Raw genomic sequence first — 10,696 nt, 5'->3', positions numbered from 1 at the left:
CAAACCCAGGGTGGTAGTCTGCCAGATCAGAGGTGGCTGGTTATTGGACGCCGATCACCCCTGAAACTGGCCCAGTGTTGCAAGCCGATGCACACATAGGCGCAGCGATTTCTAGTTCTGGTTTGTCGCGGGGGGCCTTAGACAGGCTTGCTCTGTCGAAAGTCTCATGCGGAAATGCCAAGGAGAACAAGGCGGTTGACGTTGTAGACGACGCCTCTGAGCAATGCTTGAGACCGTTGCGTGAGGTCGGTGCGGGCGGATACGCGGCACGCTTCTTAGCACGTCCAGCTTCAGCGGGGCATAACCCTGTTCCCCGAAAACCTCATAGTTGAAGGGAAGGCCTGCCCCGGCTTCCATCAGGCGGACAGGCAACCGGTTTCGCCGGGGAAAGCGGCTTGTTCCTTGTTCCTCCAGAGGAACTCTACCTCGAGGGAAATTCCAAGCTGCCGGGCAATGTGGGACGCGCCCTTCCATGCCGCGTTCGCATCCTGCCCCTGAACGGAGATGCCAAGTTCCGGCACGAACTTGTACCCCTCGTCCTCCTTCTTGCCCTTGACGAAATTCACAATGATGAAGCGCCGTGCTTCGTCAGCATTGTCGATTTTGCCCTTCAGCAGGCCGATGGTTTCAAAGAGGGCGCTATTCCAGTTGTTCTTCTTGATCGGCTGGCCGGCCAGCTTCACCGACAGAACTTTGGTGTGAGTCAGGTCGGGCGGCGTGGTCCCGTTGAACTTCCTGATAAGGGCAGTCTTGTGCTCCGGCGCGGGAGCGACTTGCGGCGCGTGGTGATCCTCGTAATACGCGGCGATCCGGTTGATGACGCTTTCGATGCTGTCCACGAGCGGCACGGCCAGCTTTTGGAGGCGTGTGAAGGTGACGTCGGACAGTTCAACTTGGTGCGTCATGGAAATCCCCGTCAACAGCTAAATACTGAAATACGGATTTACGGTATATATGTACGGATGTCAAGCCCTAGGCGCGCAGCGCTCCAGTGGAGGACAAGGCGATAGGTGTTGGCTGAACAACGGGAAGGTGGAACAAGTTGAGAATACCGGCGCAGGCCGTCTTGTCCGTCATCCCATCCGGCATGCAAGATGTCCGGAAACCCGTTGACAGAGGATGTTTCCGGACAATTGCCAGGGCAGCCGCCAAAGGTCGGCTTCCCAGACAGTTAGGCTGCGAGTCAGGGGGTAAGTCACCGTTCCGGTTCGATTCACCATTCCCGTTGTTTACCTAACACCTATCGCGCTCTCCTCTACTGCGACACCATGCCGTTGGACAGCCAAGGCCGCCGGGCCGCGCGCCACTCTCCGAGCTCCTTGTCGGCGGGGAACTCCTCCCGCGCCTTGGCCAGTGCTTCCGCCGTCTGCATCATGGCTGCGACGGCGTTCTGGTGCCCAGCTTCCACGCGGGCGGCGTAGAACTCCAGGTGCGACGCCGTATCCGCGGGGATGCCGGCGCCAGCGTAGTTGAACAGAGTCAGGTCGCCGCTCATTGGACAGCCCCCACAGGGAAGGTGGCACGGCAGAAATCGGCAATGGCGGTGATCGACTCCTTGACCTTCGCCCGGATGGCTTTCCGGGTCAGCTTCAAGGCTATACCGTTCATGATTTGTGCCGCCGCCGCCTGCTCGGCAAGATCGACGTACCGGACCAACCATGCCGGCATCCGGTCGCGCAGATTGGTGCCGGCCATGATCTCTTTGACGGCTTTCGAGTTGAGGCCGAACGGCGCGTAGACCATGCTCGTGATATAGGTATACGCTCGGCCCGGCGCCGACGTGGCGTTCCCTTCCGGGTCAACGTAGCCTTCAAACGCTTTGATGGCGTCTTGCAGTTGGCGACGGGTTTCGATGCCGAGCACACGAGCCGCAGCCAGGACCGGGTCAACCTCTGCGCCCGGCCCCAGCAGCGCGACCGCTTTCGAGCGGCGGGCCGGCTTGGCGGAGACAGCGACGATATCACGGCCCGGCTCCGTGGAGGCCTGGACCGATGAAGGCGATGGTGACATAACGCAGGCTTCCATGACGCTCCCTCAAGCGAAGTGGAGGAAAGGGAGGTGGGCATGTCTCGAAGTGCCAACGCCGAACATGCTCGCCTCCTAACCCCTAGTGACAAACCTGCCGAGACTTGAAAGCGACGTAGCTTTGTCAGTCCCGCCGTGACAAGATGCAGTATAGCACAAGTTACTTGCCCCGAAAAACACTTCGATGTTTCTGCGGTCCCTTGAGCGGTCCTTTTTGCGGTCTCTGGTTTCATTTGACCGCCCGAAAGGCGTTGATATCTCAGCCGTTCCCGCTTCCGCCTTCGGTCCTACCACCGGTTGGCACAGCTGCCCGCACAGGAGCGACACACCAAGCGACGCAGCAGGGGCAACGATAAGGCCATGATCTGGTTGGACGATTTCATCTGGCGATGCCGCGGCCGACGCACCATTCGACGCGGTCCGGCACACCTTTCGGCACGAGGGTTTGCGCTCCTCAAAATGGGAGAGGTCACGCCATGTCACGCTTGAGCCGTGACAGCTTCTCCGATGTCACGCACGATCCATGATGGTCTGCCCGCCACCGGCAGCACTGGACCGGACGACGATGGTTTGACGCCAGAAACCGAAGGGGTTTGGACGGGCGCGAAATCTGCACCAGTGCGAAATCTGCGCCCGTCATTGCCGGAAATCCCGGCATCGGATAGGTGGGGCTGACAAGATGATGGTGTCGGCCTGGACCAGCTCCGCCAGCCGACCGGCCGCCGGCATCGACAAGACCTTGGGCATTCGACAAGGACGATGGATGAGGCCCATGTCGCCGATCTGCCGAATGAACCAGAGACGGACCCGACCAGGGAGAACAAGGTGGAGGCGCCTCGACCACGGTAGGAATTTACCGGCGTGGATGTGCCCGACCAGCCGGCAAAATCAGCACCAGCCGAAGGCCGATTTTTTGGAGGGGGCCGATTTTGCTCCAGACGATGCGTCCGACCTGCTGATTGCCGCCTTATTCTCCGTAACCAACGGCCTGAAGCGGACCGACCAAGCCGCTGCCGCCCGGCCATATCGGCGATGATGGCCTCATGATTGCGCCAGGACGTGGGCTATAGACCGCCCAGCCAGCATGAGTGGTGAAGCGAGGACCGGTCAGAGATGGGAGGTAGGTCGGTCACCACTCCCCATCTTCCCTTTCACCTCTCCCTCCATATGTGGAAAGGATTTCGCCTAACTAACTGGAACATAAGGCGAATTGGCGGTGGGAATGGGACCGCTTTTGGATCAGGCGACAGCGGCAAATGCGGCGTCCATCGCCTCCCTGCATAGCCCTTCATGCTGGCGCTTAACGATGAAGCTGTCGTGGATGGGAAGGGCGACCACGTTCTGTGATCGAAGGCGCTTCAGCACGTCGGCCGCCATATCGGAGTCAACGCGCTGTAGCTTCATCCCGACGCCCTTGTGGAAGTGATCCCCCACCGCTGCATTGCGCCGCTTCACCGCGGCGACGATGGCGTGAGCCTCTTTCCGCTCGGCCTTCACCTCCCATTCGGCCGGCTTCCGCTTTCTTCCTGTGCGAGGGTTCGCAGGGATCTTATCCAGCGCCAGCTCCTTTGCGACAGCTCCCACGGCTCCCGCATAGCTCGATGCATTGATAAGCGCCTGAAACCCGATCTTGCCGATATCGCGGCTGTAGCCATCGACGGTGTAGGCGTCCCCGTCCAGCACCTTGCCAGCAACACGGTAGAGAAGCCTTGCGTGGTGCTGGGAATAGTCCGGCTCCACAGTCGGCTCACCGTCGATGGTGATGCTCTCCCTCAATTCGCCGGGGATGCCCTGCCACCATCCACCGTAATGCCGGCCACCATGCTCAAAGTCCTCGGCAAAGACGCGATACAGCGTCTTGCGGGCTGGATAGGCGATTACATTCCCGGCCTTCATGGCAGGGCCAGCAACGAACACTCCAGGTGCTTCGAGCGCTATGGCCGCGGCTTCGATTGGCTCGTTTAGCTCCCGCTGTTTGCAGCGGCGCCGGATCGTGGCGTCGGTGTCTTTATAATCCGTCAGCTTCTTATCAATCTTCAGACGGATTAGTTCCCCGGGATCATAGGTCACGTTCGGAACCATAGCGGCACGGAGAAGCGGAGAGGCACGGAACACGGATTGCCAGCCGGCTCTCGGGCTGGGTGGAGCGATAATCACCTCGATCAAGCCCGCTTCATGCAGCGCGTCAACACCGTTGACGACGGTAGTGCAGGTGTATGCTGTGCCCTGATAGCGGCCGGCTGCCGTATAATGAGCAGGTCGGCGGGCATGAGAGATCCATCGGTCTTCACCGTTGGCCTCAATGATGGCGTCCAACAAGATCGCTTCCACAGCAACCTTTCCTTTGGCCGTCCTCATCTTCGGAACAGGTAGGTGCCTTAGCCATGAATTGTCCGCAGCATGCCAATGGAACGAAAGCGGCTTGTCTTGCCCTTCATTTTCACTGCGAGCATGCATTCCCTACCGTCTCCATATAGGAAACGGCGTGCAGGCGCTTGTTCCTCGAATGCCAATTTGATTCGGGGTGTTTATCCACGTGGCCTGCCAGCCGTTGTAGTAGATCCATAGCCCTTGGCGTTCGCAGCGCCGGGGGCTTTTCGTTTCCACCTCTCGGACTGTCGCGTCGTGATGAAGCATCATGCCCGCCTCAGTGGATCTCATCGCCATCTATACAGCGTCTAGATGGAAGAGGCGTTTGCGATATCAGCGGGAATATAATACAAGTCTGTCTCTTCCCGCTGTTCGAAGCGCTACCTTCGTCCAGCCTCTCCGCCGGGGGTGGCACCCCGGCGGAGACCTACTAACTTGCATCATCATTTGGGGACTGGTCAACCGTTGTCGGCAGGCTGCGCTACATCATGGGGTTAATGCGTCCAGCGCATGCCCACAATTTGGGTTTGCGAGACGTTCCGGGAACGCTCCCCTTCCCTGCCGCCGTCGGACGGGTCGAACATTGCATTTGGAGGGCAGCGCTGTGAATCGGCGTGGTGGGCTGAAGCCGATCGGCACGCAAACACGTTGATAGTAATGGAAACTGTGGGGTCCCAGCCGCGCACCGTTTCACAGGCGAGCCGGCCAACTTGGCCTCAGCCATGCGGACCTACGTGATCCACCACTACCGCGCCGCCCTCGACCCCACCGTGCCCCCACCACCCTGCCGTCACCAGAGTCCACACCACCCGAGTCGGGTGATTCGCAATCGTGACAGAAAGCCAGCGGCAACTTATCCCGTGGACTTTGGTGACGGTCGTGTGGACTCTGGTGACGCACGACTCGCCATATTTGGAGTTATCCCGTGGACTCTGGTGACGAAGCAAATAGTAAGATCCAAATAACTTCCAAATAGCTTGCGTCACCAGAGTCCACATTGATTTCGCCACACCGAGCCGCCACAGTGCGGACCGGGAGGCAGCCATGAGCAACGTTCATCAGCTGATATTACAGCACGGACACTCGGAAGCACGTCGACTGCTACCGGAAGGAAAGCAGCTCATCGACATGGCCGCCGCCGTGATGGCTGAGGACGATCCTGCGCTCTCCTTTACCTATTCAGGCTTTTGCCTGACCAGCTTCCCACACAAAAAGCTTGGCGACAGTGAGCGGTGGGAGCGGCATGGCCATAACGTCACCCTAACTATCGACCCCGGCAGCCTGCCCGACGCTGATGGCGTCACCAGAGTCCACGGCGTGCCCTATGGCAGCCGCGCTCGGATGATCATGCTCTACCTGCAAACCCGCGCCGTACAAACCAACAATCCGGAGGTCGAGCTAGGCGCCAGCATGCGCGATTGGCTCGGCCGGATGGGCATCAGCGTTGGCGGCAAGACGCTCAAAGAGGTGCGCGACCAAGCCGACCGCATCGCCGCCTGCAATCTCACCTTCACCTGGCGTACCGAGCGTGGCTCAGGATTCGTAAAGGGTAACATCGTCAAGGGCGGCTTCCGCCTGCAGGATCTTGAGGACCGCAGCGAACAGCCGCGCCTCTGGGTCGATACAGTCCGCCTGTCCGACGACTTCTTCCAGGCTCTGCGCGACCACCCGGTACCGGTCAACGAAACGGCGCTGCGCCAGATCGCCAACAACAGCGCCGCCATCGACCTCTACACATGGCTGGCCTATCGGCTCCATGCGCTGTCCAAGCCGACCCCAGTGACCTGGGCGGCGATGCACCAGCAGTTCGGCGCAGGCTACAAACTGGTGCGCCAGTTCAAGGCGAAGTTCGGCGCCGTGCTCGAGGCCGCCCTGGCGGTCTATCCAGAGGCCGTGGTCACGATGGACGACCAGGGCGTCACCCTCTACCCCTCCCCGCCCCCAATTCGTGAGCGCGTCACCGCCATCCGGTGATGCGTCACCAGAGTCCACACCCCGTCACCAGAGTCCACGGCGAACGGCATTCGCCGCCTAAGTTGATAATGGGTGGTGAGTAGATACTATTGACAGGGTAGAATCCACCACATACCGTGCGCCTACAAAAAAATGGAGGCACGGGTGACCGGAGAGGAACTGCGCGCGCTGCGCGAGCGGCTGGGCAAAACCCAGCCCGAGTTTGCCGTGTGGTTGAATGACCTGCTCGGCCGGCGCTATGACAAGCAGAAGGTGAGCCGTTGGGAGACGGACCGGGAGAAGGTGCCGCGCGACGTAGCTGGCACCCTGGCCATTGCCGCTCTTGGCCTGGACCGGCCGCAGCGGCATGGACCGGCAGTGACCGTTGCTGTCGCACTGCAGAAGGGCGGCACCGCCAAAACGGCGACCAGCGTCAATCTGAGCTATGTGCTGGCGCGGGCCGGCAACCGCGTGCTGTTGGTCGATGCCGATAGCCAGGGGAACGCCACGGTGCATGTCGGCGTGACGAAGGAGCGGGTGGTGGAGCTGACAAAACAGGGCCGCACCCACTATCATGCACTGACCGGCAAGACGCCGCTGACCGACGTCATTCTGCATACCGATGTGCCGGGCCTTGATCTTGTGCCCAGCTCCATCGCCCTGGCGGCGGCAGAGGCCGACCTCTATCACGAACCCACCGGAATCGGCGCCATGGCAGACATGCTGTCGAGCGCGCGGGCCGACTATGACTTCATCGTCATCGACTGCGCCCCGGCGCTGGGCATGGTCACCAGCAACGCACTCGCCGCGGCGCAGCTGCTGCTGATCCCCTGCCAGACCGAGGCCCACGCCATTCTTGGCCTGGAACACCTGTTGGAGACGGTGGCGAAGATTCGGCGCCGGTCCAACCCGGATCTCCGCTTCCTGGGAATCGTGCCGACGATGTACACGGCCCGCCAGTCGCAGGACCGGGCTTCGCTGGACGAGCTGCACAGCCAGTGGGGCGCGCAAATCCCGCTGTTCGAACCAATCCCCCGCTCCACCGTCTATTCCCAAGCGTCGGCCGCCAATATGATCACCCTGGCCGGCGACCCCGGCGCGCCTGGACTGGAGACGTTCGTCGCCATCGCTGACAGCCTGATGGTCACCGCCGGCCTGCGCGAGGTGCAGCATGCCGCCTAAGTTCAAGCGTGCCGAGCGGGCGCCAGTCAGCGCCCCCGCCGAGACCTCGGAGACCGACAAGCTGTTCGGCCTGTCAGGCACCCTGCCCCGCCTTATCGAGGCTGATGTGGCTGGCATCACGCCAAATCCAGACCAGCCGCGGACGGTGTTTGACGACGTGGCCTTACAGTCCCTTGCCGACAGCATCGGAAAAATCGGCCTGCAGCAGCCCATCCTGGTGAAGACGACCGACAAACCCGGCCGGTACCAGCTGGTGGCGGGCGAGCGTCGCTGGCGAGCCCACCAGCTGCTCGGTCGCGCGACCATCCCCGCCATCATCACCGAGGGGCGGTCGGAAGAGATCGCGCTCATCGAGAATGTTCAGCGCGTCGACTTGGATGCGGTAGATCTCGCGCGCAGCCTGCAGAGGCTGATGGAGACCCACGGCTATCGGATGGCCGAGGTCGGCGCAATGCTCGGCTGCGCCGAGGCGGAGGTGTCCCGCCGCCTGTCCGTCCTGCGGCTGCCGGCAGACATCCTCGATGCCTACCGCCAGGAACCCAGCCGCGTCAGCCGCTCCGTTCTGGTGGAGCTGGCAACGCTCGACGATGAAGACCGGATCCGGGATCTGTGGGCGCAAGTCTTGGCCGGACTGACCGTGCGCGACCTGCGCGCCGCTAAGAAGGCAGGGCAGGCCGCCCCCAGCCGCGCCACCGGCTGGACGTCCCAGGCGATTGGCAAGAGCCTGGGCAAGATGGCCAGCGACCTCAGCCGCTTGCAAGAGGCAGCCCCGTCGCTAGCCGACGAGCACCGCGCACATCTGCGCGCCATGCGTGCTCGCATCGACACCCTGTTGGGTGAGTAGGCGACTTACGACGTCGTAAGTTCTGTCGCAGAGCCGCTCAACTTACGACTTCGTAAGTCAGGGACGGAACGGCGTTCGCTGTCACCCCTTTTAGCGAGCGGGGTACCAGTGGCATAGCCGCGCCCCCGTCTCGTTGTGCAGCAGGGTCTGCTCCGCCGTGCCGTCGACGAGCGTGTCGGCACGGCTCACATAGATCGGACGGAAGTTCAGGAGAGGAAAACAACAGCAGGGTGAGACGATGCCGTCCTCGCACCGCAAGATCATGATCAACCGAGCGCCGGTGCTGACGCTGTGGGCCGCCGTGGTGCGGAGCGGTTGGGCTTGGACCACGATGAGGCTCTCACCCTGGGCAAGGCTCTGTCGGGTCTTACGGCGCAGGCCAAAGGCGTCCGACTGGGAATCTATGAACCCACTCCGGAGACGGTGAGCGATCAGCGCAAGGCGCTCCAGCATGGCGAGGAGATCCACATCGACCTGATGGGACGAGCGATCCCTGCCGTACACACCAAGGACGGCCTGCGCGCGGTGCGCCAGGGCAAGCCGATCACGCCGGCGAGCGTAGAGCGGTATTTGGTCAGCAAGTTCGGAGCGGATCTGGAGGAGGTGCGCCAAGCCATGACAGGGCTGGTCCACTCTCTTCCAGCGGCAGAGCTCGCCCGGCAGGCGTTCCGGCCGGAGGTGAAGGCTGGCACGGCCGGCTGGAGTGCCGAGGGCGAATTGGACCTGGGGAAACTCGCTTCGGCCGCCCTTCCGTAACGACCGCCGTGGGGAGGCGGCGGTGTGGCGCCCAGGCTCCAGGTGCCCCCCTTACCTATGATAATGTCCTTTATCAGCGATAAAGGGGGAGGGCATGACGATGACGGCACAGACGCCGGAGCTTGCTGGTCCGAGCGCGCTGGACGAGGACGACCCGGTGGAGGCCACCCCGGGCACGGGGCGCTACCGCAGCCAGGTGCGCGAGGTCATCAACCGCAACACCGTGGTGAGCCTGGCGCTTGCCCAGGGCTTCAACGTCTTCTTGCCCGTCTATGACGGCGGGGTGGACTTCATCCTGCACCGCGAGCGCGACGGCGAAATCCGCAAGGTGCAGCTCAAGAGCCGGTGGACGATCGATCGCAAGTATCTCGATCGTGATCTCTGGATCGCGTTCCCGATGGCCGGTGCCTGGTATCTCATGCCGCATGAGGCGATGGTGGCGCTGGGTGAGAACGAAGGCCTCACCCAGACCACATCCTGGAGGGACCGCGGCGCCTATTCCAAACCCCGTCCGTCGCGGGCGACCATCGCCGCCTGCGCGTCGTACCGCTTCCAGCCAATCGAGGCTGTGGCGGCTGCCGCGGCTGATGATGTGCCGCCGGCATGATTTCCCAGCGGCCACGACCGCCGAAGAGCCGCCGCCCTGCGGTGGAGCCGATCACGCAGTACGTGGTGGCGGTGACGGGCTGGGAGCTGTCATGGCTGTTCTCCATCGCCGATCCCAAGCGCGAGCCGGGCCCCTACCGCGAGCACAGCTCCCTCACCGTGCGGGGCGCCGTGCACCGGCCGGCTCCGTTCCGCTACCCGCATGCCGAGATCATCGTGAGCGGCCGGGTCAGGCTGCCGGAACCAGGACATGGGGAGCATGCTCAGAGCCTGGGGTCTCTCGACGCGCGTGAGGACACCCTGCACGCCTATGTGACGGTGCCGATGGATCGGCTGACGCTGCTCGCGGCGGTCGCCGATCGCCTCCGCCTAGTGTGCCTCACCGCCACGACCCTGTTCCGTCGGCACGGACAGGTTCACGGGATCCACGTGGATACCGCCTTCATGCCGGACGATTGGTAGTCATGACCTTTCCCCTGCTGCCGCTGCCAACCGACCAGCAATCCGTCAGCCCTTTCCCATCACCAGCTCCGCTGCTTCGACTTCCTCGCTTGGTGCGTCGATGCCGGCGTGCCGTCGATCACCGCCGTGCAGCCGCTGCACGTCGCCACCTGGATCGAGGCGTAGGGCCGCCTGGTGTCCGTGCCGACGGTCAAGCAGCGGCTGGCAGCCCTCCGACATCTGTTCGACTGGCTGGTGACCGGGCAGGTGATGCCGGTCAACCCGGCCGCGTCGGTGCGGGCCGGCAAGACCCCGGTGCTGGATCCGGCCGAGGCCCGCACCCTGCTCGACTGCATCGACGTGGGGGCGGTGATTGGCCTGCTCGAAGATCTGCTTGTCCAGACCTCACAGCACATCGGCCTATCGTAAGCGTTACGAGCGGCCCCTTCGGTTCGGACCGGGCAATCACCGCATCGATCTGTGGCGGCGGACCTTGAAGTGTTCACGGAGGTCGAGGAT

13 protein-coding genes are annotated in these 10,696 nt (G+C 62.6%); 7 read left to right on the top strand and 6 right to left on the bottom strand.

Features of this window, described 5'->3' with window-relative positions; all coding sequences use genetic code 11:
- Positions 1–356: 356 nt before the first annotated feature.
- The 4 genes from J2847_RS33240 to J2847_RS33225 all read right to left on the bottom strand — a co-directional run bounded on the left by J2847_RS33240 (position 357) and on the right by J2847_RS33225 (position 4,356).
- Positions 357–905 (bottom strand): T4SS efffector SepA family protein, encoded by a 549-nt coding sequence (locus J2847_RS33240; RefSeq protein WP_209783005.1) that lies wholly within the window; start codon positions 903–905, stop codon positions 357–359.
- 350 nt (positions 906–1,255) lie between these two features.
- The gene (locus J2847_RS33235) at positions 1,256–1,495 is read right to left on the bottom strand and encodes a hypothetical protein (RefSeq protein ID WP_109086642.1); all 240 of its coding nucleotides are present in this window, start codon (positions 1,493–1,495) and stop codon (positions 1,256–1,258) included.
- Positions 1,492–2,025: a hypothetical protein gene (locus J2847_RS33230; RefSeq protein ID WP_209783004.1), complete on the bottom strand. Its 534-nt coding sequence runs from the start codon at positions 2,023–2,025 to the stop codon at positions 1,492–1,494. The genes J2847_RS33235 and J2847_RS33230 overlap by 4 nt, the downstream gene beginning before the upstream one ends.
- A gap of 1,239 nt (positions 2,026–3,264) precedes the next feature.
- The gene (locus J2847_RS33225) at positions 3,265–4,356 is read right to left on the bottom strand and encodes a hypothetical protein (protein WP_209783003.1); all 1,092 of its coding nucleotides are present in this window, start codon (positions 4,354–4,356) and stop codon (positions 3,265–3,267) included.
- Positions 4,357–5,439: 1,083 nt separating this feature from the next.
- Between J2847_RS33225 and J2847_RS33220 the strand changes: the two genes are divergently transcribed.
- From J2847_RS33220 to J2847_RS33210, 3 genes are all read left to right on the top strand, one after another.
- Positions 5,440–6,369 (top strand): replication protein RepA, encoded by a 930-nt coding sequence (locus J2847_RS33220; protein WP_209783002.1) that lies wholly within the window; start codon positions 5,440–5,442, stop codon positions 6,367–6,369.
- Positions 6,370–6,513: 144 nt separating this feature from the next.
- Complete coding sequence (locus tag J2847_RS33215) at positions 6,514–7,530, top strand: AAA family ATPase (RefSeq protein ID WP_109086683.1); 1,017 nt, start codon at positions 6,514–6,516, stop codon at positions 7,528–7,530.
- Complete coding sequence (locus J2847_RS33210) at positions 7,520–8,374, top strand: ParB/RepB/Spo0J family partition protein (protein WP_109086638.1); 855 nt, start codon at positions 7,520–7,522, stop codon at positions 8,372–8,374. Before J2847_RS33215 ends, J2847_RS33210 begins: the two co-directional genes overlap by 11 nt.
- A 90-nt stretch (positions 8,375–8,464) precedes the next feature.
- Here J2847_RS33210 and J2847_RS33205 read toward each other — a convergent pair whose 3' ends face one another.
- On the bottom strand, positions 8,465–8,704 hold the full coding sequence (locus J2847_RS33205; protein ID WP_209783001.1) for a hypothetical protein: 240 nt from the start codon (positions 8,702–8,704) through the stop codon (positions 8,465–8,467).
- Between J2847_RS33205 and J2847_RS33200 the strand changes: the two genes are divergently transcribed.
- The 3 genes from J2847_RS33200 to J2847_RS33190 all read left to right on the top strand — a co-directional run bounded on the left by J2847_RS33200 (position 8,696) and on the right by J2847_RS33190 (position 10,198).
- A complete protein-coding gene (locus J2847_RS33200) occupies positions 8,696–9,130 on the top strand; it encodes a hypothetical protein (protein ID WP_209783000.1) in 435 nt (144 codons plus the stop codon). The two genes, J2847_RS33205 and J2847_RS33200, sit on opposite strands and share 9 nt — an antisense overlap.
- A gap of 94 nt (positions 9,131–9,224) precedes the next feature.
- Positions 9,225–9,737: a hypothetical protein gene (locus J2847_RS33195; RefSeq protein ID WP_209782999.1), complete on the top strand. Its 513-nt coding sequence runs from the start codon at positions 9,225–9,227 to the stop codon at positions 9,735–9,737.
- A 41-nt stretch (positions 9,738–9,778) separates the two neighbouring features.
- On the top strand, positions 9,779–10,198 hold the full coding sequence (locus J2847_RS33190; protein WP_209782998.1) for a hypothetical protein: 420 nt from the start codon (positions 9,779–9,781) through the stop codon (positions 10,196–10,198).
- 59 nt (positions 10,199–10,257) lie between these two features.
- On the opposite strand, the gene J2847_RS34740 is transcribed toward J2847_RS33190, so the two are convergent.
- Complete coding sequence (locus J2847_RS34740; RefSeq protein WP_267912600.1) at positions 10,258–10,392, bottom strand: hypothetical protein; 135 nt, start codon at positions 10,390–10,392, stop codon at positions 10,258–10,260.
- Between J2847_RS34740 and J2847_RS33185 the strand changes: the two genes are divergently transcribed.
- Positions 10,379–10,606: a site-specific integrase gene (locus J2847_RS33185; protein WP_209782997.1), complete on the top strand. Its 228-nt coding sequence runs from the start codon at positions 10,379–10,381 to the stop codon at positions 10,604–10,606. The two genes, J2847_RS34740 and J2847_RS33185, sit on opposite strands and share 14 nt — an antisense overlap.
- Positions 10,607–10,696: the final 90 nt, after the last annotated feature.

It is taken from the genome of Azospirillum agricola (genome assembly GCF_017876095.1).
Lineage (GTDB): Bacteria > Pseudomonadota > Alphaproteobacteria > Azospirillales > Azospirillaceae > Azospirillum > Azospirillum agricola.
This window is presented reverse-complemented; position numbering and strand designations above follow the sequence as displayed.